Here is a 24,438-nt window from a genome sequence, read left to right as displayed (position 1 = left end):
AGAAAGAAAAGCAAACGCTTTCAAAAAAGGAAAAGAGGTGATTAGATGGGTGGTGCAAAAAAGAAATTGGGTTTCTTTGATATTTTAGCCTTAGCCTTCTCTTCGGTGTTTTCACTGGAACTAATTTCTTCACAGGCAAAGTTGGGGCCTTCACTTATTTTCAATTTTTTATTTATCGGTTTAACGTACTTTTTGTCCCATGGTTTGATCTGTGCCGAGTTAGGTTCTACTTATCCAGATCAAGGGGGGATTTATGTCTGGGTAAAACGAGCCTATGGGGATAAGTGGGCAGCACGTACGACCTGGTGGTATTGGCTGAATGTCGCAGGGTTCATTCCTGCCACTGCAGTGGTAATGGTTTCAATTATCAAGGAAATGTTTTTACCGAATCTTTCAGTCTGGGGGATTGTCGGAATTTGTATTTTGTGTGTTTGGTTTGTCGTTTTCTTCAATTGTATTGATCTGCAAAAAGCCAAGTGGCTGCCAATTATCAGCTCTATTAGCAAAATTGCAGTGACCTTGGTCTTGTTGGTTGGGGGGCTGTATTACACCTTTACACAAGGGGTAAACCATTCTTTTGCCAGCGATTCATTTTTACCAAGCTTTAATTTAAGCTTTGTGGCATTGATTCCAGTTTATGTTTACAGCGTAACCGGATTTGATTTGATCAGTTGTTCAGCTGGAGAAATGGATAATCCGAGCAAAAATGTTCCAAAAACAGTTTTTCTCAGCGGCTTTTTTACGATTCTCTTTTATATATTAGCTGCTACCGCTATTTTAGTTGTTTTGCCGATTTCGACGATTAGTGAAACCTCCGGCTTGTTCGATACGGTGGTAGCCATGTTTGGCAGTAAATGGCTGGTAAACATGATTGGTATGGTAACTTTTGTTGGCTTTTTAGGCTATGTTTTTGGCTGGGCACTGGGTGGAAATAAAGTTGCTTTGGAAGCCGGAGAAGGTGGAGAGCTACCCAAATTTTTTGCGAAAACCAATCAAAGCTATGCACCCGTCGGCTCGGCCATTTTATTAGGAATTGTTTCAACGGCTTTACTGATTTTTTACGGGGTCACTGCCAGTACTAGTGAGAACCTGTTTTGGACATTATTGGCTTTTACTTCAATTATTTTCTTTTTACCCTATATCGTAATGAGCTTTACCTTTTTAAAACTACGTCGGCTTGACCCTGCTATTGAACGACCTTTTAAAGTACCTTTTGGTAAACCAGTGGCCTATCTAGTGGCGGGGGTACATTGTTTCTTTCTAATCTTCAGCAGTTTCTCTTTTCTATTACCACCAGAGGGAGAGGAGCCGCTTTTATACGTAGCCAGTTTAATAATAGGGTTGCTGCTTTCAATTGGTTGTGGAGAATGGCTGATCCATTATGCTATGAAATCGGCTAAAACGGAGATTTTGGATATCTAATCAAAAATAAATTTTAACTAAAGAATAGGAGTGTTTTACATGGCAAAGCGACTTTCATCAACACCTAAACAGGACAACTTCCGTATGCCGGGAGAATTTGAACCCCACAAACAAATTTGGATGATTTGGCCAGAACGACCTGACAATTGGAAAAATGGCGGGAAGGATGCGCAAAAAGCATTTGTTTCGGTGGCTGAGGCAATTGTTAAATTTGTACCGGTGACCATGTGTGTATCGGCCAATCAATTTGAACATTGCCGCAACAGCTTGTCAGAGGATATTCGAGTAGTGGAGGTTACCACCGACGATGCCTGGATGCGGGATTGTGGGCCAACCTTTGTGGTGAACGACCAAGGAGATGTTCGCGCGGTGGATTGGGACTTTAATGCTTGGGGCGGTTTAGTAGATGGTTTGTATTTTCCTTGGCATTATGACCAAAAAGTTGCCCAGAAGGTTTGTGAAATTGAATATGTGGATACGTATCACACCCCGGAATTTATTTTAGAGGGTGGTTCGATTCATGTTGATGGCGAAGGAACAGTGATGGTCACGGAAATGTGTCTATTGTCAGAAGGTCGTAATCCACATTTAAATCGGGAAGAAATAGAAAATATGCTGCAAGAGTATCTCAACGTTGAAAAAGTCCTATGGGTAAGAGATGGTATTGACCCTGATGAAACCAATGGACATATTGATGATGTTGCCTGCTTCGTTCGACCAGGTGAGGCTGCGTGTATTTATACCGAAGAAAAGGATCATCCTTTTTATCAGGTGGCACAGGAAACCTATCAATTTTTAAGCAATCAAACCGATGCGAAAGGTCGGAAGCTGAAGGTTCATAAGTTATGTACGACAGTGAATCCGGTGACTTATGGAGCTGAATATGAAGTAGATTCAGTGACAGGCAGTATTCCTAGACATGCAGAGGATATTTGCATTACTTCATACATGAATTTCTTGATTACCAATGGTGCCATCATTGCACCTCAGTATGGTGATCCTAACGATGAATTAGCGTTGAAGCAAATTCAGGAAATGTTCCCAGATCGAGAAATTGTCGGAGTACAAACGCGGGAAATTGTTTACGGCGGCGGAAATATTCACTGCATTACTCAGCAGCAGCCAAAAGGATAGGAGGAAGGCAGACTATGAAACATTTTATCGACACACAGGATTTTTCAAAAAAAGAATTATTGGACACCATCAACTTATCACTTTTAATCAAAGATTGTGTAAAAAAAGGCTACTATCCGCCATTGATGCGACGGAAAACCTTAGGCATGATTTTCCAACAAAGTTCGACTCGAACCCGTGTTTCCTTTGAGACAGCCATGGAACAGCTGGGTGGACATGCGCAATATTTGGGACCGGGTATGATTCAGCTAGGTGGACATGAAACGATTGAAGATACAGGAAAAGTTATTTCCCGTTTAGTTGATGTGGTGATGGCACGGGTGATTGAACATCAAACCGTAGTCGATTTAGCTAAAGCCTCGAGTGTTCCAGTACTGAATGCCATGAGTGATTATAATCATCCAACCCAGGAAATTAGCGATTTGTGTACCATCGTTGAACATTTACCAGAAGGGAAACGTTTAGAGGATTGCAAAGTAACCTTTGTGGGTGACGCAACACAGGTTTGTGCTTCATTAGGTTTTATAACTACTAAGCTTGGAATGCATTTTGTTCATTATGGTCCAGAGGGGTATCAATTAAATGCTGACTACCGAGCAATTTTAGAAAAGAATGTTCAAGAGAATGGCGGCAGCTGGCTGGTTACCGATGATCCATTGCAAGCTTTGCCAGGTACCGATTTTGTTTACACAGATGTATGGTACGGTCTGTATGAAAGTGAATTGTCGCCTGAAGAACGGCATCAGATTTTCATGCCGAAGTATCAAGTGAATCGTGAGTTGTTAGAGCAATGCAGCCTTGGAGTAAAATTTTTACATTGTTTACCAGCAACCCGTGGAGAAGAAGTGACGGATGAAGTGTTGGATTCAGCGATTTCCTTAGCCTTTGACGAAGCGGAAAACCGCTTAACAGCAATGCGAGGACTGCTAGTGTATTTAACTAAGTATCAAAATGTTGGAACAGAATACGAACAGCTGGCGGCTAAAGAGAAGCTGGATAGTTTTTTAGAAACCTTAGAATAGGCGAAAAATAAAATGGCAAAAATTGTAGTGGCTTTAGGGGGGAATGCTTTAGGAAATTCCGCTAATGAACAATTATCACGGGCACAGTTGGCAGCTCGTTCAATTGCTGATTTGATTGTAGCGGGGCATCAGGTAGTGATCGCTCATGGCAATGGGCCTCAAGTTGGTCAAATCCGACTAGCCTTTGAAGCAATGATTAGTGAAGCAGTCATGCCTTTTGCAGAGTGTATTGCCATGAGTCAGGGATATATTGGGTACCATTTGCAGCAGGCGATTGACGAAGAACTGGTTAGCCGAAGCGTAGATGATATTCCAGTCATATCTATGTTGACTCAGGTGGTGGTGGATGGCAAGGATCCAGCCTTTCAAAAACCAACAAAACCGATTGGCAGCTACTATTCTGAAGAGCAAGCCAAAGAGTTGATGGTTAAAACTGGGGAAATCTATCAAGAGGATGCAGGCAGGGGCTGGCGGCGGGTGGTTTCTTCACCTAAGCCGGTAGATATTTATGAAAAAGTGAGTTTGAAAACATTGGTAGATGCTAATCAGGTGGTGATTGCCTGTGGTGGGGGGGGATTCCGGTGGTTTATCATGGGAATCGCTATGAAGGAGTGGATGCCGTAATTGATAAAGACTTTGCGGCTTCCAAAATGGCCACCTTAATCGATGCCGATACCTTTATCATTTTGACAGCGGTGGACTATGTTTATATTCATTTTGGAAAAGAAAATCAGCAAGCTTTAAAAGAAGTTAGTCTAAAGGAAATGCAGCGATATGTTGCAGAAGGACAATTTCCTGCTGGTAGTATGCTGCCAAAGGTAGAAGCAGCCTGTGAGTTTGTGGCCAGCGAATCGGGGAAAACCGCAATTATTGCCGACTTGGAGCAGGTGGCGCAAGCAATTTCAGCTGAAACGGGTACTATCATTCGTCAAGCGTGCGATTGAAGCGATGATAGAAAATCAGCTCGACAATAGCCAGCATGGAAATGCGTGAAGTGAGATCCAAGTGATCCAGCCCAATTTCGTCACTGAACACGTAAAAATCAATATCACACAAATTTTGAATAACATTGGTTACGGCACGTGTAAAGGTGACAATGGTAGCACGAGAATTTTGCCTCACTCGTTCAATCGCTTCGACGATCGAACTATTGTCGCCAGTATAGGCAAAGGCAAAGAAAATATCTTGGTCAGTAATATGTCGCAATGCATTTTGAACGGCAGCCTGATCCTGCAACAAAACTGCGCGAAAACCTTGTGCAGTAAACAACCAATGAACATAATGCAAGGCTTGTAAATCAAGGTCTTCACCCATTAAGTAAAGTACCGGATTCAAATCTAATAGCTGGTTAAATTGTTCAATTTTGGTTTGGTCAGTGACTCGAACAGATTCAACAATGTTTTTTAAATATTCATCTTTAAAATCTTTTTGCTTAATCGAATGGGGAATCGTTTGCGGAGCTTCGGGTACTACGGTCAAACTTTCAATAAAATCACTATATCCGTTGAAGCCCAATTTTTTAGCAAAACGAAAAATAGTGGTGGAGGAGACGTAGCATCTTAAGGCTAATTCGCGAATACTGTAGAATTTTATCTGATCAAAATTTTTCAGAATGTAATTAAAGATACGCTTTTCTGAATCATTGAGCTCCGTAAAATGCTGATTCGCTGCTGAATAAAAATCTTTGGTCGCTGTCATCCGATCACCCGCTTTCTATTTCATTATAGCGTAGTTCTTTTTGAGGCGAAACTGCCTACAACAATAAACTGGAGGGGTAACAAATGAAACTATCACATACACCAACATATCCAATTAAGCATTTTTTAGATAATTATGATTTAGCCAAAGAGGAAATCCAGGACATCTTAACGACGATCATTCAGCTAAAGGAAGCTGCCCATCAAAATGCAGTGCCGCAATTATTAAAGGGAGCAACCTTAGCGATGATTTTTGAAGAGCCTTCCACCCGAACCCGAGTTTCTTTTGAGACTGCTATGGCCGAACTTGGTGGACATGGTCTTTATTTAAAACCAGGGGAGATTCATTTTGGGTCTCATGAAGCCATTAAGGATACTGCACAGGTTCTGTCCAGTATGTGTGACGGAATTATGCTGCGGACAGAGGATCATGAGCTGGTATTAACCTTGGCTAAATACGCTTCTGTTCCAGTGTTTAATGCTATGACTTATTACATTCATCCGACGCAAGGCTTAGCTGATGTACTGACCATGATGGAACATCTGCCAAAAGGTAAATCGTTGGAGGAAGTTGAAGTAGTTTTTGTCGGCGATTCTGGCGAAAACGGTATCATGGCAATGGAACATGCACATTTGGCTGCGTCATTAGGCTTGCATTATACAATTGCTTCACCAAAGCAGTATTCTATCAGCGATGCAGAAATCAAAAAGGTAGAGGAGAAAATGCAAAAAACTGGTGGAACACTGACCGTTACTGAAAATGTGGAAGAAGCTGTAAAAAAAGCCGATTTTATTATTCCTGATGTTTGGTACTATTATGGGTATGAGGATGAAAAAGAGGAACGAACAGCAGCCTTTTATCCTCGTTATCAATTAAACATGGAAATGCTGGAAATGGCTCCCGATCATTGTAAAGCTATGCACTGTTTGCCAGCTAATCGCGAAGTGGAAATTACTAGTGAGGTTCTAGATCATCCAACACGCTCATTGGTCTTCCAGGAGGCAGAAAACCGCTTGCATGTTCAGCGGGGATTACTGGCATGGTATTTGTATCCACAATTGAAACGGGCAGATGATCAGACTAAGGCGTATTACGAAGGGAAAATGCGTGCCTTTCTAGATCAAAGACTCAACTAAAAGGAGTGAGTGAACAATGGAAGATGTAAAAAAACTGGGGTTTATTGACATTGTTTCGCTGTCCTTTGCGGCAGTGTTTTCACTGGAATTGATTGCTTCTCAGGCATCCATGGGCCCCTCATTAATCTTTTGCTTTGTTGTGTTAGGAGCAACCTTCTTTTTATCTCATGGATTGATTTGTGCCGAGCTGGGCTCGACTTATCCTGATCAAGGAGGAATTTATGTTTGGATCAAACGAGCTTACGGGGATCGTTGGGCAGCTCGGACTACCTGGTGGTACTGGGTCAATGTGGCGGGCTTTATTCCTTCGACGTTAGTAGTAATGGGGTCCGTTTTACAAATGCTGTTTTTCCCAGATCTATCTGTATGGGGCATGGTTATCTTTTGCATTATTTGCACTTGGGTTGTTGTAGGTTTCAACTGTATTGATCTACAGGATGCTAAATGGCTGACTATGCTAAGTACGATCTGTAAATTATTGGCCTGTTTGGCTTTGATGATCGGAGCAGTAATGACCTTAACTACTAAGGGATCACAAACAGAATTTTCGATGGCTAATATCGTACCAACCTTTGACTTAAGCTTCTTTGCGTTAGTTCCGGTGTATGTTTATGCTTTAACAGGTTACGATTTGATCAGCTGTTCAGCAGGTGAAATGGAAAATCCTAGCAAAAATGTGCCAAAAGCAGTTTTCTCTAGCGGTATTTGTACAATTGTTTTGTATATCATTGCGGCAGTGGCCATGCTGATTATTTTGCCAGTGGACAGTATTGACCCTGATTCTGGTTTGTTTATTGCTTTTGGAGAAGTTTTTGGTCGCGGGGTGGTAATCGTTGTTGGTGTAATTTTCTTTATCGCTTTTCTAGGTTACATTTTCAGTTGGGCTTTAGGGGGCAACAAGGCTGCGTTAGAGGCGGGACTAGAGGGTGAGCTGCCGAAGGTTTTTGCAAAAACCAATAAAGTACATGCGCCAATTGGCTCAGCTATTTTACTGGGACTTTCTTCAACCGCATTGCTGGTCTTTTATGGCTTAATCTCTTCTAGTAATGCTAATTTATTTTGGACATTGCTGTCCTTTACGTCGATTATTTTCTTCTTACCATATATTATTCTTTCATTCGCTTTTATTACTTTGCGTAAGAAAGACCCAGATATCGAACGACCTTTCCGAATTCCTGGTGGTGACGGTATTGGAAAATTAGTCGCAGCTGTTCAATTTATCTTCTTTGCTTTCAGTACAATCTTCTTCTTTCTGCCTCCAGAAGGAGAAAATCCAGTATCTTATGTTTTGTTCTTAGTTGCTGGAGTTGGTTTAGCGGTGGGCATAGGCGAGTGGTTGATTGATAAATCCATCAAAGAACGAACGGCAAGAGAAATGGAAATGGAATAAGTACGACTAAAGACTGCTGCCAATCGGTTAGCAGTCTAATTTTATCTCTTTTTTTGGGACTTCCTGTATACTGTTTGGAAAAGGAGAGGTTTCATTATGCTGGATGAAATAGAACAAACGAGGCCCAACCGTCGGGGATTAATAGCCACGCCATTTTTGTTGGCAATTGGTTTTATAGGACGCACGACTGACTGGCCGCTTAGCTGGATTTGGCTGTTTCTTTTCTCTTTATTGGCGCTGCTTTTTCAATTTGGTCCTGATGCTTGCAAACTATTCCTTAAACCAATGGGAAAAGGCAAAATAAGGTACATCATACTGTTTGTAGTGCTGAGCTTTGTTCTTTCAACGATTGCTGCAAGATTGGGCAATTTATTGTTGAATAATCAAACGGTAGAAAATCCTATTGCGCAATCGTTGCACGAGAACAGCTTACTGCAAAATATCTATTTCTTTCTTACCACCTGGATCTCACTGGCTGGTGAAGAACTAACGACTGCCGCAGTAGCTTTTCCTTTGTATTATTATTTAGTTAAGCAATTCGGACAAAAGCAAGCCTTTCTTTTCAGTTCCATTTTGAGTGCATTATTTTTTGGTTCGTTGCATTTGACCACTTATTCTTGGAATTGGTACCAAAGTCTAGTAGTCATTGGCTTGACGCGTCTCCCATTCAATTATGCCTGGAAGAAAACCGACAGCCTTCGCGGTGGAATTATCGCTCATACTGTTTATGATTATCTGATTTTTTTCTTTGTACTACTTGCAGGTATGCACTAAAATTTGTTGTCGTATCAATCGTTCTCCTTTATACTTTAGGTAATAGATAAAAGGAGGCCTTTGTTTGACAAGCTTATGTTTACTACTGGTAACACGCTCTTCTCATAGCTAAAAAATAAGGAGAGTGCAAAAAATGACCATTAACATTCGTGAAACAAATGAGCAGGACCGTAAGACAATTTTTCAAGTGGAGGATCTAGCCTTTAATGACCCAGAAGTGCCAGTGCTGGCTGATGAATTATTGGACGATCCAACGGCACAACCGTTACTATCACTATTGGCTTTCGACGGAGAACAGGCAGTAGGGCATATTTTGTTTACTAAAGGTTGGCTAGAAGGTTTTGAAGAATTATCAGTTTCAATTTTAGCTCCTCTGGCGATTATTCCTAGCCATCAAAAAAAGGGAATTGGCGGGCAGTTGATTCGAGCAGGTCTGAATCTGCTAAAGCAGCAAAAGGGAGATTTGGTGTTTGTTTTAGGTCATATTGACTATTATCCTCGTCATGGATTTGTCCCAGCATTACCACAAGGCTTTATTCCACCTTATCCTACAAAAAAAGGGTTGGAGGATGCGTGGATGGTTCAACCGATCAGTACTATTAACTTGGCTGATTATGCTGGATTAGTCCATGTAGCGAAGGTAATGGACAAGCCAGAGAATTGGTAGATAGTTAGAATAAAGAAAAGGTACCCCAACCTTAATGAATGAGTTGGGATACCTTTTTCTTTATTTTCTGTGTATTTTATAAAACAAAGATACAAGCCGTTGGGTTCAATCTGACTGTGAATATCTACTGGGAAATGGCGAAGCACGCACAAAGATAGCTAGCTGGATGATAGAATACACAAGTAAAAATTTGGTCTAATTTAGTTGTATGGTACACTATAGACAGAGATAATAATGAATAAGCAGCTTGAAAGAAGAGCGCTATCAAAGATTAGAGGAGAAATAGGAAAAAAATTTAGTTTTTTTCGCCAAAAAGTATTTACAAAAAGATTTCTTTTGTTACAATTATATTACAGAGAGAAAAAGAGGGTGAAACCATGAAAAAAATCATTGGGTTAACTTTATTACTATGTTGTTCTGTTGCTTTAGCAGGCTGTGGTTCAGGAGACAACGGGACCACTAGCTCCAGTATGGCGCAATCGACTTCTGAGGTAAAAAGTCTCAAATTAACAGTTGCCAAAGAATTTACAACGGACGATACCGGGAAAGCAACGATTAAAGGAAGCACTGATCCTGAGGCTAAGATTAAAATTGAAGATGATACGGTAACAGCTGATAACAAAGGGAAATTCACTTATGATTACAAATTAGAGGAAGCAGAAGGCAAAACCATCACTATTACTGCCTCCTTGGATGACTTGAAGAAAGAACAGAAAGTAAAAATTACACCATCTGCTGATTTTATAAAAGAAAAAAATACTGTTGCAACTTCAACGGCGAACAATCAACAAACGACGCCGTCCAGCGAAGCGCAGCAATCGAGTCAAATTGGCCAAGTATTAACTACGCCATGGGGTGAACAGGTGACTGTTTTGCGAGTATTGCCAAATGGTGAACGAGTAATCAGTGAGGAAACCTCTCAAGCGGATATCAATAACGACGGTGTTTTGACCTATGAAGAATTAGTTAAAACGGAAAATGATATGGACGCTCAGAATGCCCAACAGGAAGCTCAAGTTGGTAAAGTCTTAATTACGCCATGGGGTGAAGAGGTAACAGTTTTACGAGTGTTGCCAAATGGCGAACGAGTGATTAGCGAACAGACTTCGCAAGCGGACATTAATAACGATGGCATTTTAACCTACGAGGAATTAGTTAAAACGGAAAATGATATGGATGCACAGAAAGCACAGTAAAAAATTATTAAAAGAAGGCAGTCGAATTCGGCTGTTTTCTTTTTTTAGTTGTAACAAGTCTTTTACTTAATGATATACTCAAATGACTAATAACTAGGAGGTTGAATACTTTGAACATTGAAACAGTAAAAAAAATGATTAATTCTGGAGAACCCTACGATGATATGGATGCTGGTGTTGAAGCAATTCGGGCAAAAGCAATCCAGGAATGCCGAAGATACAATTTTTTGGTGAATTCGGAAAACAAGTATGATCTATCAATTTTACAAGGACTATTACATTCGATCGGTGAGGACGTTTATATTGAGTCAAATTTTTTGTGTGAGTTTGGCTTTAACATTTCTATTGGCAGCAATGTGTACATTAATCATGACCTAATTATTCTAGACTGCAATCAAGTGACAATCGGTAATGGTGTTTATATTGCTCCCAGAGTGGGAATGTATGGCGCGAATCATGCGGAAGACCCTATTGAACGAGCTGAAGACCATATTGTGTATTCAAAACCGATAAAAATTGGTGACCGAGTTTGGCTGGGAGCGGGTGTCCATGTTTTACAAGGAGTGACAGTTGGGGAAAATACGATTATTGGTGCAGGCAGTGTAGTCACGAAAGACATTCCAGCCAATGTAATTGCTGCTGGGAATCCTTGCAAAGTGATTCGACCAATTCGCGAATCCGATCGGAAAAATGGTAATAAATTTTAGCTATTTTCATAACGAAATGGGGTGCAGAAATGGCGCTTTTTATTAATCTATTGGGTTTTACTGGCGGATGGCTGCTGTTTATCTTTCCTATGTACCAAGCCTTTTTAGAGTTATCAGATCAGGCAATAACTTTTTCTAAAATGGTTTCGGGCAGATTAGAGACAGTCAAAAAAATTTCTCCTCTTTACTGGGTACTTCCTCCATTAAAAATCCACAAAGAAAAGGAACGGGCACTCATCATTATCCGTGAAATGAAATTAGAAGCCAATGATCTCAAAAAGTTGCTGTTGTATTTTGATAAAGCGACCGCTTGGTTCTATGTAGCATTAGCTGGTCTTTTCAACAGCATTTATGTGACCTATGAGTTATTTGGGAAACTTCATTTACCAAGATCTCCGCTCCATTTTTTCATAACAATTATCGTACTGATTGTTTTGAGTGCCAGCAGTGTCAGATATCGTTTAGATGCGAAACGGATCGAACAGAAGATCTCAGGTATCCGCGGTGAATAATTCTGTTTGTTAAAAAAGAACAATAAAAGAACAGAGCCAACTGTAATCAACTGATAAAATGAAGCTATTGAGTTTAATACTTTTACAAGGAGATTTATCAGTTGCTGTTAAAAATTGTAGGAACATTAATTGTCGGCTTTTTGGGTGGGACAGTCGCCAAGCGTTTAAAAATGCCAGCCGCTTTTATGACGGGAAGTATGCTGGCAGTGGCGCTTTTTTCGATTTTGTCGAATGCTATGTTTATGCCTAGCAGTTTAAAGGTCATCGCTCAAATTGTCAGTGGTGCATATATTGGTCAGCAAGTATCAAAGCAGGATTTGCTAAACTTTCCTAAACTGGCAAAATCGATTGTTTTACTGCTGACCTTTTTCACCATTAATACCTTTGTGATGGGCTATTTATTTGCTCGTTTTTTTTCAATTGATTTGACCACAGCGCTCTTGAGCTGTCTTCCAGGTGGGATCATGGATGTGTCATTGATTAGTATTGACATGGGAGCACAGGCAGAAATTGTTGCTACCATGCAGTTGGCACGTCTGGTAGGAATGCTGCTGATATTGCCTTATTGGATTACGTTCATTCTGAAACGCTTAGGTAAAGTCGAGAAACGGGAAGTAGCGGATGATATATCGTCCAATAAACTTGTGCCTTTTGGAACCAATCATGAGTTGATGAATAATCTGTTGATTCTTCTAATTGCCGGATTTGGCGGCTTGCTGGGAATGTACTTGCAAATACCAGTAGGAGCACTGATTTTCTCGCTTATTTTTTCTTGTGGGTTGAAGCTTCTAAAAAATACGGCACCGTTGAATAATAAAATACGGCAATTGGCTCAGATTTTGGCTGGTTCGATTATTGGCAGTACCTTTACTAGAGAGAGTCTGGAACAAATAGTTCAGCTATTCATTCCTGCTTGTCTTTTGCTGATCAGTTATTTATTGATTAATATCTTGTTTGGTTTTATCGTTTACAAGAGGGGGATTTTAGACTTGCGCTCAGCTCTATTCGCTTCATCACCGGCAGGAGCGACGGATATTTCGCTAATTGCTGGAGAGTTGGGCGGTGATATGCCCAAAATTGCCGGTATCCAAATTTGTCGAACGCTTTATACAATTATTATTTTGCCAATACTAGTTCGCTTAGTTGTCGAACACGCCTTTTTACGCTGATTCAGCGTTTTTTTATTATCGAAATTTGCTGTGAGAATAAGGACTTGTTATACTTGTTTTTAGTAGAAAAGATGAAGTGTGTGCTTGAAAATGCCGAATTGGGTATGTATTATGGTCATTTCGTTGATTTCAACTGCGGCTTACAAAATGATTATGTGGATTGCCATTGTTTCAACAATCAAGCAAGTAAAAAGAAAATTAAGCTTGAAGAAGTCTTTTTTGATCTATTTATAAAAGGAGGATTTGATGCTCACAACCAAACCTGTTACGAAGCAGCTGCCCGCTTACTTACGAATTGTAGAAATTTATAAGCATTCTTTTCCAAAGGATGAACAGATGCCCTTTTGGCTAATGCGCTTGTTTGCACGTAGAAAGCGGGTGGATTTTTTAGCGTTTTATGATCAGGAGGTTTTTTGTGGTTTTGCTTATTTGGTTTATAACGAAGGGCTAACCTTCGTTTTCTATCTGGCGACCGATCCTGACATGCGTTCAAAAGGGTATGGTTCGCAAATAGTTCGCTGGATTCAACAAGAATATGCGGAGTCAGGAATTGTTCTGACGATTGAAACCGTTGATCCAGATTATCCTGATTATGCGCAGCGAAAACGAAGACAAAAATTCTATTTCAACAATCAAATGCAGGATACTGGTTATCGTGTGAAGGAGTTTGGGGTCGTTTACGATGTATTGACCAATGCGCCTGACTTCTCCTTCGAAGCATATCGTAAGGTATTAAAATATTTCTCTTTTGGCTTTTATTCGGTGAAACCAGAGAAGGGATCGGATCAGTTATGATTAAAGAATTAACACCAACACATAGTGAAATTGATGAACTTGCCCAAATCTGGTTGGCTAGCAATCTTTCGGCTCACGCTTTTATTCCAGCTGAATACTGGCAAAAAAATTATACGGACGTCAGAGAATTATTGCCTGATGCCAGACTATTTGCTTATTATCGGGAAGATAAAATTGTCGGCTTTTTAGGTTTAATGGATCAGTATATTGCCGGAATCTTTGTTCAAGCCGCTTATCAACACCAAGGCATTGGCAAAGCTTTGATGGCTGAAGTCAAAAAGCAGCAGACAAAGTTATTTTTATCTGTCTATGCTAAAAATGAACAAGCCCTGCACTTTTATCAAAAACAAAACTTTGTATGTACTGGAAGTCAAGTTGAACAGGCCACCAATGAATTAGAATATCAAATGGTTTGGCAGGATTAGGCATTTAAGTGATCGCTTATTCTCATTGAATTTAATCAAAAAGTTCAAGATACCATTAGTCCTTTGATTGAGAGACTGAGGAATTATAAATTCGTTTTATTGCCGGGGCAACCATATGTGAATTCAATGAGGCTCCTCAACATCTTTGAATAATTATTGACTTAGCGATTGAGTCAACGGATGGGGATAGTTAAGGCATACTAAATAACTCTGTCTTTTAACCTGCAAAGAGTCTATAATGGTCAGTAACTATTTTTGAAGGAGACTTTTAATGAATATTCTAATTATTTATGCTTACCCAAATCAAACGGGTTTTTCAGCGGGAGTCTTAAAGACAGTTCGAGAGAATTTGAGTAGTCAGCATCAGGTGAAGGTGCTAGATTTGTACCAAGAAGGCTTTGACCCTTTGTTAGTCTTTAACGAGCAGAATCAGAGACGGGATTTAGCTACGGATGAAAAAACTAAAAAGTATCGGGAACTGCTGGAGTGGTCGGAACAGCTAATATTTATTTTTCCGATTTGGTGGAGCAGTATGCCAGCAATCTTAAAAGGATTTATTGACCGGGTATTTGCTAAGGGCTTTGCGTATGAATACAGGGGAATGATGCCAGTGGGTTTATTAAAGGGTCGCCAAGCTTGGATTATTACCAGTCATGATACACCGAAGCCTTATGCACGTTTTTTTCAACAAGACTATGGCCGTGTGTTGAAGCGGCAAGTACTGGAAATGTGCGGTATTAAGCCAGTGAAATTAACAGAAATTGCTTATTTACGAGGCTCGACGCCAGAAAAACGAGAGAAATATTTACGTAAGTTGGAAAAAATGAGTCAAGCGTTTTAAATGAAAGAGATGCACTTTTTGAGGCCTAGTGAAAAAATTTGGCTCAAAAAATTAGAAAAACTATTTGACAAATGAGAATTTAGTGATAATCTATTGATTAATAAAATATTTTTTCGATGAGAAAGAAAGTAAGTTTGGAACGGTTTAAGAGAGACTCTGGCAGGTGAAAAGAGTTAGAAGTGACAAGCTGAAAATGGCTTTTGAGAAACTTTTGACGATAGGTAGTCAAAAGCGGAATGTCCGCCGATATCAGGGCCATCGATCTCACAATGTGACGTCGAACTGAGGGAAGGGAAACCTTCTAAATTTAAGGTGGTAACACGATCATTCGTCCTTTTGCTAGTCATGCTGGCAGAAGGGCTTTTTTTATTTTTCAACGCTCGCTTGATCAAATTTTTTAAAACAAAAAAGAAAAGGATGTTGACAATGACTCAAAAAATTCCATTTACAGTAGACCATGTAGGCAGTTTTTTACGACCAGAAAGTATTAAGGAGGCACGACAAGAGGTAGCAGCAGGTACTCTGTCGCAAGCGGAGTTGCGGAAGCTGGAGGATCAGGAGATTGCCAAACTGGTAAAGGAACAAAAAGCGGTAGGTATTAGAGGGATTACCGATGGCGAATTTCGGCGAGGCTTTTGGCATATTGATTTTTTGGAGAATTTAAACGGAGTTGAAGGTTATGTGCCAGAGCAAGGCTACAATCAGCAGTTTCACGGTAAGGCGGCTCCATCTTACAATATCCGAGTGACAGAGAAGATTTCTTTCAATCTAGAACATCCTTTCTTAGCTGATTTCATTTTTCTGAAGGATTTAGTGGAAACAGAGGTTGGCTATTATGCTAAGGCCACAATTCCTAGCCCGACCATGATTTTACGGCAGGAGTTATTAGCAAATGATGGATCTTCTCAAATTACTAAAATTTATCCTGATTTGCAGGACTTTTATCAGGATTTATCAAAAACCTATCAGGAGGCTATTCAAGCGTTTTATCAAGCAGGTTGTCGCTACTTACAGTTTGATGATACTAATTGGGCCTTTTTGGCCGATACAGATAAACGGTCTGAATTGACTGCAAAAGGAATTAATCCAAAAGAGATTGCTCAAATTTGTACGACAATCATCAACGATGCTTTAAAAAACAAACCAGAAGATTTGATAATCACCACCCACATCTGCCGTGGAAATCACGCCTCCTCTTGGTTGTTTTCTGGTGGATATGAACCAATTGCTAAGGAGTTGTTCTCAACGAATTACGATGGATTTTTCTTGGAGTATGATTCGGATCGAGCGGGGGACTTTGCACCGCTTCGTTATTGGACTAACCCCAATAGCAAAGTAGTTTTAGGCTTAGTCACCTCCAAGTTTCCTGAGCTGGAGGACCCGAACTTGCTGGTCCAACGAATCAAAGAAGCAACAGACTATGTACCACTTGAAAATTTGGCGATCAGTCCTCAATGTGGGTTTGCTTCCACCCAAGAAGGAAATAGATTAACATCAAAAGAGCAGTGGGCGAAAATTCAATTGCTGCAAGAAGTGGCTAAAAAAGTTTGGTAAGCTTGGAAATCAGAATAAAATGATACTGTAAACATGGAACCGAAGACTTTTTGAAAGAAAATAAGGTTAATCCCTGGATAATCGGGGACTAACCTTATTTTAACAATCGATCTCATCGCGAATCTCGCCTTGTTTTTTTGCTAACTAGTTCGCTGCTTGAATTGAAAATTGCAGCAGATAGTTGCTGCTTTTTACTCCAGAGAGTGGTCCAGAGTAGTCGCCTTTTAAGGTGAAGCTACCTTTGCTGCCAGTTTCGGAAAAGGGCTGTAAGGTAACTCCTTTGCGAGTATCTATGTTTGTCAAGCTTACTAGTTCTTTTTGGGCATTGTAAGAAGCAGCTAACTCCAAATTTAAGGTTGCTTCAAAACTAGAATTATTGGTTAGCTGATCCACCAGTTTGAATTGGTTGTTCGTTGAATCAGTTAATGCTGTTGCGGAAACCAAAATTGGGGTATTACCCAGATTTATTGCATCATAGCTCGTGCTTTTGAAAGCACCAGTCATGGGGGAGGTAAAAGCCGCCTGAACTGGTAATTGAACAAAAATTCCTGGTTCAACTGTTTGGGTTGTGGACAGCCAATTGCTCGTGGTACCGACAGTGAAAGTTCGACCAGAAGCAGTTAGAGTGATCTGATCCTTAATCTTCGTATAAAGATAATAAGTTTGAGCAACTAATTGATTGATCGTAAATTGCGTTTGACCCGTTAAACTTTGGTTCGCCTGCAAGGTATTTCCACTGGCCATTTCGATAGCTGCTTGTGAACTTTCGCTATTGGGATTTTGATCGGCTACTAAATCAGCGGTTGCAACCTTATAGGTGGTTTCCTGCAGGGTACGATCAGTTGGTGTAGGAATCAATGATTCACCCAGGATTAAATCACTTTGTTTTGGAGCGACTTTAGTAGTCGCAGAGACAGACGCCACTTTAGCAGTAGGCTGATAAAGTAAAGTGACTTGATTGGCAGTATTATTTTCAGTATAGGAAGCAGACTGATTGATATCTAATAATTTTGGATTTGCTGCTTCTGTTGCTCCATTAATTAGAGTGTTTATTTGTCCTTTCCTAAATGCATCAGCATCTTTTCGATTGAAGGTCATTGTCCCGCCAGTAAATAGATTCGTTCCTGCATTAGTTTTAGAAAATAAAATTCGTTTTGGATCATCCGCATTTACCACTGTATTTCCCTTTAATGACCAAGATGTCGAAACCGATTTATTGTTTTCGAAAAGTACCTCAGCATTCTTTCCAACATTCAGAGTAGTGGGTCCTCCATCTGATACATTGCGAATACCTGAATTCATATAGCTTGTTCCCCGCAAACCTCCACCATTGATAGTTTTGTAGTGAAATTGAGCATTTTCCCCAACATTTAAGGTGGCGATACTACTAGCAAATAAATCATTTTTTCCATTGTCAATGGTTACTTGAGCATTCTGATTGAGAGATACATCAATGGGCCCTTTCTCCGATTCTCCACGAAAGACAGCATCCTCGCCGTTAGGATTCGACATCACCTTGATATAATTCGTGCTGGCTGCATCGAAAATGATCCAGCGAAAGCCAGATGCGAATTCACGTCCGTAATTTCCTGTACTAGAGCTAATAAAACTGTTAGTGCCTTTAAAAGTAATCGTGCTGCCGGTTCCGTAATAACCGTTAAAAGGAACTGCACCGTTTCCAGAAATAGTATAATTTACATTTTCAATCGTTAAATTCAAATTGGCTGCAAAAGAAGAACCATTAGTATACGGATAAACTAATCCAGCAGTGGTTGAATTAGGATATGCATTGCTGCCGAAGCTTAAATTACGAAAAGTGATATTCAAATTAGCTGATGAAACCTTTAATAAAGTACTCGTGTTGAAGTTTGCATCGTTTGAAGTGTAACCAAAAAACATACCGTATTGATGTGTTCCATCAGTCCCTCCTCCATCGATAATTGTATCCGCATTAAAGGTTAAGGTATCGATCGCCAAATTTACATAACCATAAACAATATCTGTTTGTAAAAGCAGGTACTTTTTTTTGTAGGTAGTATCTGCCATGGCCGATTTGAAGCTGGCATAGTTGGTGATAGCATATAGGTGATAACCTTCAGGAACAGTTACTTCACTGTATGTCGTAGCAGACCGTTCCATTCTAGGCAGCTCTTCTGATTCGAGTGTGTCAACAGATTCGTTAGTTGCTTCTTCACTAGAAGACCCACTGCTTTGACTTGAATTTGTCGTAGCTTCTGTTGTTTCATCTGTTGTTTCATTGGTAGATTCGGTAGTTGTTTGGCTAGACGCAACTGTCGAACTTGTTTCAGGACTTTCAATTGTTTCCTCAGCCGCCGTTTTTATTGGTATGAAAAAAATCAGACATATGCTGAGTAAATAAGATAATTTCTTCATAAATCTTCCTCTCATCGAGTTTACTTCATGATTACTATACGTCAATTCGTTCTTAGAAATTTTTATTTTTTCTGCAAACAAATTGAAAATATATAAAAAATAACGTATTTACCTTCATTCTCGAATGCTGTAGGATAAAAAGCAATCCAGCAAGATACTTACCTCAGCAGTTAAGTTAGAGGAAAGCTGTTTAATAGAAATTCAGTTAGATAAAGGAGGGACTGACTTTTAAAAAGAAAGAAAATAGGAAAAAAATGTGGTATCTAGTGCTGCTTTTACTTCTGCTGCTTGGCGGATATTTTGCTTACAACTATTTTTCCGAAAATGATTCAGCCACAGTGATAGCCGGGAATTTTTTACCAGAGGGAAAAGATGCATCTAAAATGACCGAAGCAGAAGTCGCTGATTATGCGCAGCAAGCTGTGGATAACAGTCAATTTAATATGCGGATTGTTGCCTCTGCAATAATTGATCAAGAAAGTATGACTGGAAAATTGGCAATTCAAAACCCACCATCCAATGCTCAGCCGGCCAACGTAATTGTTACTCTGGACAGTACTGGAGAGGTTCTTTACACTTCAGGTGCCATTCAACCAGGAGAGGAAATTAAAGAAGCCACTTTGGATAAAAAACTAAATCAAGGGACTTATTCAGCTACTGCAACCTTTGAAATTTTCAATTCAGATACCAAGAAACAACAGGGACAGGTCAAATCCGCCCTGGAAATTGTCGTTCAATAAAAGAACAATTAGAGGAGATCAAAAAAATGAAAAAAATTATTACAGGATTATTGCTAAGTGCTGGAATGTTAAGTTTTGCTGTAGGAGCAGCTGCAGCTGAAACCGATAATGGTGATGGAACCAAAACAGTAACAGAAGCAGGTACAAGTACAGTTCCAGTAAAAGGAACACTAGGGGCGGACAACTCCAAACCAGATGCCGGAATTGACGAGGGAAACACTGATTGGGTCAATGTGACGGTGCCGAGCAAAACCTTGTTTTACAGTGCTGGTAAATCAACAACGATTAAATCCCCAAATTATACAATTGAAAATCATTCAGGTCGTCCTGTGACAGTATCTGTGGCAAGTTTTTCTTCCCAAACAGCAGATGGCGCACTTAGCAAAATTACCAGTTTGAATGTTGCATTGAATGCAAACTTGAATGGAACCAAAACTGATGTAGCGGTTATCAGCAGCGGAACTCCTGCTGGTGAAGCAGAAACAAGCTTAGGGGAATTGTCGAATAGTGAAGGTAAGTTGACTTCAGCTGGAACCACTAATAACGCAACTTCTTTAACTTTTGGTTACTCAGGAAGTTTTGATCAAGGCAGCGTTACTGGTCAAATCACTGAAACTTACGATTTAGGGCTGAAATTCACTCCAACAAAATGGTAAACTCATCCCTCTAAGTAAGGAGGCAGTCATTTGACAAGTCAGATTGAAGTTTTTGGGACCTTGGGAACGGAGGAATCAATCCCTGCTGATCAGCCAGTTGTCACTGGCTCAACCGAAGTAGAATCACGGGTTTATTCCGGCAGACTGGCCCAAACGAATGATACGATCAACAACAGTCTAATTATTTTAGGTTTTATTTTGTGTATGACGATTTTTGTTGTGTATAAAATAAGATCTCTTGAAGAGAATTAGTAGGAAAGTCGAAGAGTGTTAAAGCTTTTCGACTTTTTTAGTGAGAATTGAGAGTGGTGAGAATCTTTTGGTTTAGTGAAAGCAGATAGATGGGTATTGTCGGGATGAGGAGTGATCTGCGAAGGAAAAAGTATTCCGACAGAAAGTGCCATACTCTAACGATAACTAAAAATTCTCACGATGAAAATAGTGTTTTAAATATTAAGCGAATTCAACAGAGCGCTGAGCCAAGTCTTCTTTTGTACGCAGCATCTTGATTACGATCAGGCTTTGGGAGAAGCAATCGATCACTGAGTGTTTTACCAAGCTTAACTGAGCCGGATGGAAAATTTCCAGATAGCTCAATACCGCGGTTGTTCCTCCGATTACATCGACTGCATGATAGCCTTTTTCCGTTAAAAAGCGAGCCATAGTTTTCGCTCGTTTCCCTGACTGGCTGAATAGGTAATAGGTTTCTGATTTATCTAATTCATTATAGCGATTCGGCAGCTGAGTCAAAGGAATCTGTGTGACTGAAGAAGGTGTTCTGACTTCTTCTGTATCAAAAAAATCTGGGTCTCTAAGATCCAGCACATGCAAGGGCTTCGTTAAAGCAAGGGCGACGAATTCTTGGGTGGTCATTGAATAATTCATGGTGATAAGTCCTTCTCTCTAGTTTTGTTACGACAAAATATTAATATACAATGAGAGAAAACACAAGTGTTATTTAAATAAATTCTAATTAGCGCGTTAAAGAAATAGTAGCAACCCCTTTATTTTTACAATTTTTCATTTGCGAAAGAGAAAGTATAAGTTTTTCTTCAATTCCTCAAATACTAAAATGTTTTACCAAATAAAAATAGCCGAATCAACAAATTATTGTTGATTCGACGAATAAGGATTTGTGCCTCAGGGTAAGGTGATGACCTCTTCGGAGTCTTTATCAAAGAAGTGGGCCTTGTTAACATTGAAGGCCAGATCAATTGTTTCACCTGGATTGTGGAAATCTCGGGCATCGACTTTGGAAATGAATTCTGTTTCGCCAATCTTCGTGTACAGCATGGTTTCTGCTCCCAAAAGTTCAGAAACCACTACTTCAGCAGTAACGGTGGAACCTACTGCGGCATCTAAAGCAACCTGCTCACTGTGAATATCTTCAGGTCGAACACCGAAGATTAATTCTTTACCTTCGTAGCCTTTTTCTAGCAATACTTTGTTTTTACCTTCAGGAATACGCAGTCTTAAGCCATAACCGTCAGTAATTACCCCCTGGTTCAAAGAAACGTTGAAAAAATTCATAGCTGGAGAACCGATGAAGCCGGCTACAAAAACATTTTTCGGTTGATTGTACACCTCTTTGGGTGAACCGATTTGCTGTACAAAGCCATCTTTCATAATAACAATCCGGTCAGCCATCGTCATTGCTTCAGTTTGGTCATGAGTTACATAAATAGTTGTAGTTTCTAATCTACGATGCAGTTTGGCAATCTCCGCCCGCATAGCTACCCTTAACTTGGCATCTAAATTGGAAAGGGGCTCATCCATCAGAAATACTTTAGCATCCCTGACAATTGCTCGTCCTAAGGCTACTCGTTGTCTTTGACCACCAGAAAGGGCTGCTGGTTTGCGAGAAAGATAGTCGGTTAATCCGAGAATTTCAGCAGCATTTTCAACCCGCTCCTTAATTTTTTCCTTACTATATTTCCGTAATTTCAAGCCAAAGGCCATGTTATCAAATACAGTCATATGAGGATAAAGAGCATAGTTTTGGAAAACCATTGCGATGTCTCGGTCTTTAGGAGCGACATCATTCATTAATTTACCATCAATCGAAAGCTCGCCTTCAGTAATATCCTCTAAACCGGCAATCATCCGCAATGTAGTCGATTTTCCACAACCAGAAGGGCCGACGAAAACGATAAATTCTCTATCCGCAATATCCAAATTGAAATCAGTTACAGAATTATTTGGATTATTGTCATATCTTTTGTAAATATTTTGCAGCTTCATTTCTACCATAGCAGTTCCTTCTTTCTTGTCAGCGTGTTTGATTAACAAGAATATACCGAAAAAACGGGTAGAAGGACAACGTCAACTTGCACAAGATTCTTTGGATAAATATGGTCAGGTTGTTAAAACAGCTCAGCTAATAGTGATAATTGATTAAAATCAAATAGCATAAAAAAAGTTGATCAATATTTTTTAAGTCAATAAAAGTCTCGGTTTGAAATTTATCCAGCTTGTAAAGGAGTGTATTGCGATGTAGAAAGAGTGCCTTAGCAGTCGAACTGAGATTACCATGATTACTCCAAAGGGCAGGAATAATTTCCAACAGTTCATCACTAGCAAACCAATCCTTGTACAAAGAGGCCAACAAATAGCTGTCTTGAGCGCTGTGGATCGAAAAATAAGGAACACTCAATTGAGGCAAGGTAACACATTTGACTGTCCGTAAATAGTCATCTCCAAAGGTGAATAGTTGTTTTTCCTCTTGCAGCAGATTAGTGAAATCATGGTTAGATTGATGAAAGGGTCCTACAAATAGTTTGGTGGAAAAAGTAAAGTCTGTATCTAGAGCCAAAAAGATACCTTTCAAATCGGCTGCTGAGAAAGGTTCTCCACTGAAGGCTTCAATTAGAATAGCTTGTTGTCGCTCTAACACAAGAATATCCACCAAAGCGGGTAAAATTTCCTTGATCTCATTTTGCCAAGCTTTCAGCATAATGGGGTCTGCCTGTTGGAACTTTACTTGAATGAGTCGATAACTTTCTTGTGTTTTAATTGTCTTGTGCTGAAAAAGGATTTGATACCAAAGTTTATTGTCAACGGACAACTCCGATTGCGGTAATAAAAGTTTTAACAATTGTTTTTCCCGCGGAGTAAAATCAGAATTTGGTATACCGATATATTGATTCTTGTGTTTAAAATAAGTGATCTCGTCAATCGGATGAGGAGAATCCGCTAAAACAGCTGCTGGGAAAAGCGCTTTTATTTCCTGATAATTGAGCATAGTGACCTCCTATTGTTACCTATATTGATGTGCTTAAACGAGATTCTACTAGAAAATTTACTCTTTTGGAAGGGTGTTTTCTAAATTTTGATGAAATTTGATTTAGGTTAATACTGTTAATTTGCTTGGATTTTATGAAGAATGCTGCCAGCTGAGTCCCTTTTATTAAAAATCAACTAAAGAAACTGATTGATTATCAGCTAAAGGTTTAGTAAACTTATCGCAATTAGCATGTCAAAATTTAACGTTTTGATGACTGGAAAATTCGAGGTGGAGAAGATGGATAGTACACAAGAGATCAAACGGAAAATGGATGCCGGTGAAATCTATTATGAGAACAGGGAAATTTTTGAAGAAAAGCTGCACTATAATCGTCTGTTACATGAATTCAATCAGATTTCTCCAGATCAGGTGGAGAAAAAATCTGAGCAGTTGGAAAAATTATTAGGAGCCAAAGGTGAAGGTGTTTATATTGAGCAGCCGCTCCATGCAAATTGGGGGAAAAATACTTATTTGGGTAAAAATGTCTACGCCAATTTCAATTTAACTTTGGTTGACGATACCCGAATTGAAATTCACGAGGATACAATGATCGGACCGAATGTCACCATCATTACGGGCACTCATCCGCTTGATCCCGAGCTGAGAAAACAAAATGCCCAGTACAATTTGCCAGTAGTGATTGAGCGAAACGTTTGGATTGGTGCTGGTTCGATTATTTTCCCTGGAGTGACAATTGGCGAAAATGCTGTAATTGGAGCAGGGAGTTTAGTTACGAAAGACATCCCACCTAATGTAGTTGCCTTTGGCTCACCTTGTGAGGTAACCAAGAAAATTTGATAAATGTGAGAATAATTAAGTGGTTAGACAAAAGTCTGATCACTTTTTTATTTTGTTCTACAAAGTATTTTGTAAAACCGGTAATCTTTAGCTATTTATAAAAAAAGATGTAGATAAAGCAAAAA

Annotated in this window: 25 protein-coding genes, 1 pseudogene and 1 other annotated feature; of the genes and pseudogenes, 21 read left to right on the top strand and 5 right to left on the bottom strand. The window is 39.7% G+C overall.

The window, feature by feature from the left end:
• The first annotated feature begins 45 nt into the window (after window positions 1-45).
• The 4 genes and pseudogenes from IGI49_RS20250 to arcC all read left to right on the top strand — a co-directional run bounded on the left by IGI49_RS20250 (window position 46) and on the right by arcC (window position 4,522).
• The gene (locus IGI49_RS20250) at window positions 46-1,422 is read left to right on the top strand and encodes an APC family permease (RefSeq protein WP_429965770.1); all 1,377 of its coding nucleotides are present in this window, start codon (window positions 46-48) and stop codon (window positions 1,420-1,422) included.
• Between the two features lie 39 nt (window positions 1,423-1,461).
• A complete protein-coding gene (aguA, locus tag IGI49_RS20245; protein WP_429965771.1) occupies window positions 1,462-2,556 on the top strand; it encodes an agmatine deiminase in 1,095 nt (364 codons plus the stop codon).
• Between the two features lie 14 nt (window positions 2,557-2,570).
• Window positions 2,571-3,578: a putrescine carbamoyltransferase gene (gene ptcA, locus IGI49_RS20240; RefSeq protein ID WP_429965772.1), complete on the top strand. Its 1,008-nt coding sequence runs from the start codon at window positions 2,571-2,573 to the stop codon at window positions 3,576-3,578.
• Window positions 3,579-3,590: 12 nt separating this feature from the next.
• A pseudogene (gene arcC / locus IGI49_RS20235) lies at window positions 3,591-4,522 on the top strand (carbamate kinase).
• On the opposite strand, the gene IGI49_RS20230 reads toward arcC, so the two are convergent.
• A complete protein-coding gene (locus tag IGI49_RS20230) occupies window positions 4,500-5,276 on the bottom strand; it encodes a MurR/RpiR family transcriptional regulator (protein ID WP_429965773.1) in 777 nt (258 codons plus the stop codon). The pseudogene arcC and the gene IGI49_RS20230 overlap by 23 nt on opposite strands.
• A gap of 83 nt (window positions 5,277-5,359) precedes the next feature.
• On the opposite strand from IGI49_RS20230, the gene argF reads away from it, so the two are divergent.
• The 13 genes from argF to IGI49_RS20165 all read left to right on the top strand — a co-directional run bounded on the left by argF (window position 5,360) and on the right by IGI49_RS20165 (window position 16,442).
• Window positions 5,360-6,412, top strand: coding sequence for an ornithine carbamoyltransferase (gene argF / locus IGI49_RS20225; RefSeq protein WP_429965774.1), 1,053 nt, complete (start codon window positions 5,360-5,362; stop codon window positions 6,410-6,412).
• Between the two features lie 16 nt (window positions 6,413-6,428).
• Window positions 6,429-7,802 (top strand): APC family permease, encoded by a 1,374-nt coding sequence (locus IGI49_RS20220; RefSeq protein WP_429965775.1) that lies wholly within the window; start codon window positions 6,429-6,431, stop codon window positions 7,800-7,802.
• A gap of 96 nt (window positions 7,803-7,898) precedes the next feature.
• A complete protein-coding gene (locus IGI49_RS20215; RefSeq protein WP_429965776.1) occupies window positions 7,899-8,576 on the top strand; it encodes a CPBP family glutamic-type intramembrane protease in 678 nt (225 codons plus the stop codon).
• A 133-nt stretch (window positions 8,577-8,709) separates the two neighbouring features.
• Entirely contained in the window at window positions 8,710-9,243 is a 534-nt protein-coding gene (locus IGI49_RS20210; RefSeq protein WP_429965777.1) for a GNAT family N-acetyltransferase, read from the top strand.
• A 377-nt stretch (window positions 9,244-9,620) separates the two neighbouring features.
• Entirely contained in the window at window positions 9,621-10,439 is an 819-nt protein-coding gene (locus tag IGI49_RS20205; RefSeq protein WP_429965778.1) for a hypothetical protein, read from the top strand.
• A 110-nt stretch (window positions 10,440-10,549) separates the two neighbouring features.
• On the top strand, window positions 10,550-11,146 hold the full coding sequence (locus IGI49_RS20200) for a sugar O-acetyltransferase (RefSeq protein WP_207701938.1): 597 nt from the start codon (window positions 10,550-10,552) through the stop codon (window positions 11,144-11,146).
• 29 nt (window positions 11,147-11,175) lie between these two features.
• Window positions 11,176-11,658: a hypothetical protein gene (locus IGI49_RS20195; RefSeq protein WP_429965780.1), complete on the top strand. Its 483-nt coding sequence runs from the start codon at window positions 11,176-11,178 to the stop codon at window positions 11,656-11,658.
• 104 nt (window positions 11,659-11,762) lie between these two features.
• Entirely contained in the window at window positions 11,763-12,827 is a 1,065-nt protein-coding gene (locus IGI49_RS20190; protein ID WP_429966088.1) for an AbrB family transcriptional regulator, read from the top strand.
• Between the two features lie 53 nt (window positions 12,828-12,880).
• Window positions 12,881-13,138, top strand: a complete 258-nt coding sequence (locus IGI49_RS20185) for a hypothetical protein (RefSeq protein ID WP_429965781.1) — start codon at window positions 12,881-12,883, stop codon at window positions 13,136-13,138.
• Complete coding sequence (locus tag IGI49_RS20180; RefSeq protein WP_429965782.1) at window positions 13,074-13,622, top strand: GNAT family N-acetyltransferase; 549 nt, start codon at window positions 13,074-13,076, stop codon at window positions 13,620-13,622. The genes IGI49_RS20185 and IGI49_RS20180 overlap by 65 nt, the downstream gene beginning before the upstream one ends.
• Window positions 13,619-14,047 carry a GNAT family N-acetyltransferase gene (locus IGI49_RS20175; RefSeq protein ID WP_429965783.1) on the top strand — a complete coding sequence of 143 codons (429 nt, stop codon included), beginning with the start codon at window positions 13,619-13,621 and terminating at the stop codon, window positions 14,045-14,047. Before IGI49_RS20180 ends, IGI49_RS20175 begins: the two co-directional genes overlap by 4 nt.
• A gap of 271 nt (window positions 14,048-14,318) precedes the next feature.
• Window positions 14,319-14,888 carry an NAD(P)H-dependent oxidoreductase gene (locus IGI49_RS20170; protein WP_429965784.1) on the top strand — a complete coding sequence of 190 codons (570 nt, stop codon included), beginning with the start codon at window positions 14,319-14,321 and terminating at the stop codon, window positions 14,886-14,888.
• 107 nt (window positions 14,889-14,995) lie between these two features.
• Window positions 14,996-15,227 (top strand) — a binding site (T-box leader).
• Window positions 15,228-15,314: 87 nt separating this feature from the next.
• Window positions 15,315-16,442, top strand: a complete 1,128-nt coding sequence (locus IGI49_RS20165) for a 5-methyltetrahydropteroyltriglutamate--homocysteine S-methyltransferase (protein ID WP_429965785.1) — start codon at window positions 15,315-15,317, stop codon at window positions 16,440-16,442.
• Between the two features lie 144 nt (window positions 16,443-16,586).
• Here IGI49_RS20165 and IGI49_RS20160 read toward each other — a convergent pair whose 3' ends face one another.
• Window positions 16,587-18,836 carry a hypothetical protein gene (locus tag IGI49_RS20160; RefSeq protein ID WP_429965786.1) on the bottom strand — a complete coding sequence of 750 codons (2,250 nt, stop codon included), beginning with the start codon at window positions 18,834-18,836 and terminating at the stop codon, window positions 16,587-16,589.
• 266 nt (window positions 18,837-19,102) lie between these two features.
• Between IGI49_RS20160 and IGI49_RS20155 the strand changes: the two genes are divergently transcribed.
• From IGI49_RS20155 to IGI49_RS20145, 3 genes are read left to right on the top strand one after another with little or no spacing between them, the layout of a single operon-like run.
• Window positions 19,103-19,576, top strand: coding sequence for a hypothetical protein (locus IGI49_RS20155; RefSeq protein WP_429965787.1), 474 nt, complete (start codon window positions 19,103-19,105; stop codon window positions 19,574-19,576).
• Window positions 19,577-19,602: 26 nt separating this feature from the next.
• A complete protein-coding gene (locus IGI49_RS20150; protein WP_429965788.1) occupies window positions 19,603-20,232 on the top strand; it encodes a hypothetical protein in 630 nt (209 codons plus the stop codon).
• Between the two features lie 30 nt (window positions 20,233-20,262).
• Window positions 20,263-20,484, top strand: coding sequence for an LPXTG cell wall anchor domain-containing protein (locus IGI49_RS20145; RefSeq protein ID WP_429965789.1), 222 nt, complete (start codon window positions 20,263-20,265; stop codon window positions 20,482-20,484).
• A 201-nt stretch (window positions 20,485-20,685) separates the two neighbouring features.
• Here the strand turns inward: IGI49_RS20145 and IGI49_RS20140 are convergent, their stop codons facing one another.
• From IGI49_RS20140 to IGI49_RS20130, 3 genes are all read right to left on the bottom strand, one after another.
• Window positions 20,686-21,117 (bottom strand): rhodanese-like domain-containing protein, encoded by a 432-nt coding sequence (locus IGI49_RS20140; protein ID WP_429965790.1) that lies wholly within the window; start codon window positions 21,115-21,117, stop codon window positions 20,686-20,688.
• Window positions 21,118-21,372: 255 nt separating this feature from the next.
• Window positions 21,373-22,482 carry an ABC transporter ATP-binding protein gene (locus IGI49_RS20135; RefSeq protein ID WP_429965791.1) on the bottom strand — a complete coding sequence of 370 codons (1,110 nt, stop codon included), beginning with the start codon at window positions 22,480-22,482 and terminating at the stop codon, window positions 21,373-21,375.
• Between the two features lie 127 nt (window positions 22,483-22,609).
• On the bottom strand, window positions 22,610-23,473 hold the full coding sequence (locus tag IGI49_RS20130; protein WP_429965792.1) for a helix-turn-helix domain-containing protein: 864 nt from the start codon (window positions 23,471-23,473) through the stop codon (window positions 22,610-22,612).
• Between the two features lie 279 nt (window positions 23,474-23,752).
• Between IGI49_RS20130 and IGI49_RS20125 the strand changes: the two genes are divergently transcribed.
• Window positions 23,753-24,313 carry a sugar O-acetyltransferase gene (locus IGI49_RS20125; protein ID WP_429965793.1) on the top strand — a complete coding sequence of 187 codons (561 nt, stop codon included), beginning with the start codon at window positions 23,753-23,755 and terminating at the stop codon, window positions 24,311-24,313.
• Window positions 24,314-24,438: the final 125 nt, after the last annotated feature.

It is taken from the genome of Enterococcus sp. AZ071, assembly GCF_050499065.1.
GTDB classification, from domain to species: Bacteria; Bacillota; Bacilli; order Lactobacillales; family Enterococcaceae; genus Enterococcus_A; species Enterococcus_A ferrettii.
This window is presented reverse-complemented; position numbering and strand designations above follow the sequence as displayed.

Bases quoted from the DNA above. Each gene is read 5' to 3' on its own strand.
- IGI49_RS20250 (WP_429965770.1), top strand. From the start codon at position 46: ATGGGTGGTGCAAAAAAGAAATTGGGTTTCTTTGATATTTTAGCCTTA.
- aguA (WP_429965771.1), top strand. From the start codon at position 1,462: ATGGCAAAGCGACTTTCATCAACACCTAAACAGGACAACTTCCGTATG.
- ptcA (WP_429965772.1), top strand. From the start codon at position 2,571: ATGAAACATTTTATCGACACACAGGATTTTTCAAAAAAAGAATTATTG.
- IGI49_RS20230 (WP_429965773.1), bottom strand. From the start codon at position 5,276: ATGACAGCGACCAAAGATTTTTATTCAGCAGCGAATCAGCATTTTACG.
- argF (WP_429965774.1), top strand. From the start codon at position 5,360: ATGAAACTATCACATACACCAACATATCCAATTAAGCATTTTTTAGAT.
- IGI49_RS20220 (WP_429965775.1), top strand. From the start codon at position 6,429: ATGGAAGATGTAAAAAAACTGGGGTTTATTGACATTGTTTCGCTGTCC.
- IGI49_RS20215 (WP_429965776.1), top strand. From the start codon at position 7,899: ATGCTGGATGAAATAGAACAAACGAGGCCCAACCGTCGGGGATTAATA.
- IGI49_RS20210 (WP_429965777.1), top strand. From the start codon at position 8,710: ATGACCATTAACATTCGTGAAACAAATGAGCAGGACCGTAAGACAATT.
- IGI49_RS20205 (WP_429965778.1), top strand. From the start codon at position 9,621: ATGAAAAAAATCATTGGGTTAACTTTATTACTATGTTGTTCTGTTGCT.
- IGI49_RS20195 (WP_429965780.1), top strand. From the start codon at position 11,176: ATGGCGCTTTTTATTAATCTATTGGGTTTTACTGGCGGATGGCTGCTG.
- IGI49_RS20180 (WP_429965782.1), top strand. From the start codon at position 13,074: ATGCTCACAACCAAACCTGTTACGAAGCAGCTGCCCGCTTACTTACGA.
- IGI49_RS20175 (WP_429965783.1), top strand. From the start codon at position 13,619: ATGATTAAAGAATTAACACCAACACATAGTGAAATTGATGAACTTGCC.
- IGI49_RS20170 (WP_429965784.1), top strand. From the start codon at position 14,319: ATGAATATTCTAATTATTTATGCTTACCCAAATCAAACGGGTTTTTCA.
- IGI49_RS20165 (WP_429965785.1), top strand. From the start codon at position 15,315: ATGACTCAAAAAATTCCATTTACAGTAGACCATGTAGGCAGTTTTTTA.
- IGI49_RS20160 (WP_429965786.1), bottom strand. From the start codon at position 18,836: ATGAAGAAATTATCTTATTTACTCAGCATATGTCTGATTTTTTTCATA.
- IGI49_RS20150 (WP_429965788.1), top strand. From the start codon at position 19,603: ATGAAAAAAATTATTACAGGATTATTGCTAAGTGCTGGAATGTTAAGT.
- IGI49_RS20140 (WP_429965790.1), bottom strand. From the start codon at position 21,117: ATGAATTATTCAATGACCACCCAAGAATTCGTCGCCCTTGCTTTAACG.
- IGI49_RS20135 (WP_429965791.1), bottom strand. From the start codon at position 22,482: ATGGTAGAAATGAAGCTGCAAAATATTTACAAAAGATATGACAATAAT.
- IGI49_RS20130 (WP_429965792.1), bottom strand. From the start codon at position 23,473: ATGCTCAATTATCAGGAAATAAAAGCGCTTTTCCCAGCAGCTGTTTTA.
- IGI49_RS20125 (WP_429965793.1), top strand. From the start codon at position 23,753: ATGGATAGTACACAAGAGATCAAACGGAAAATGGATGCCGGTGAAATC.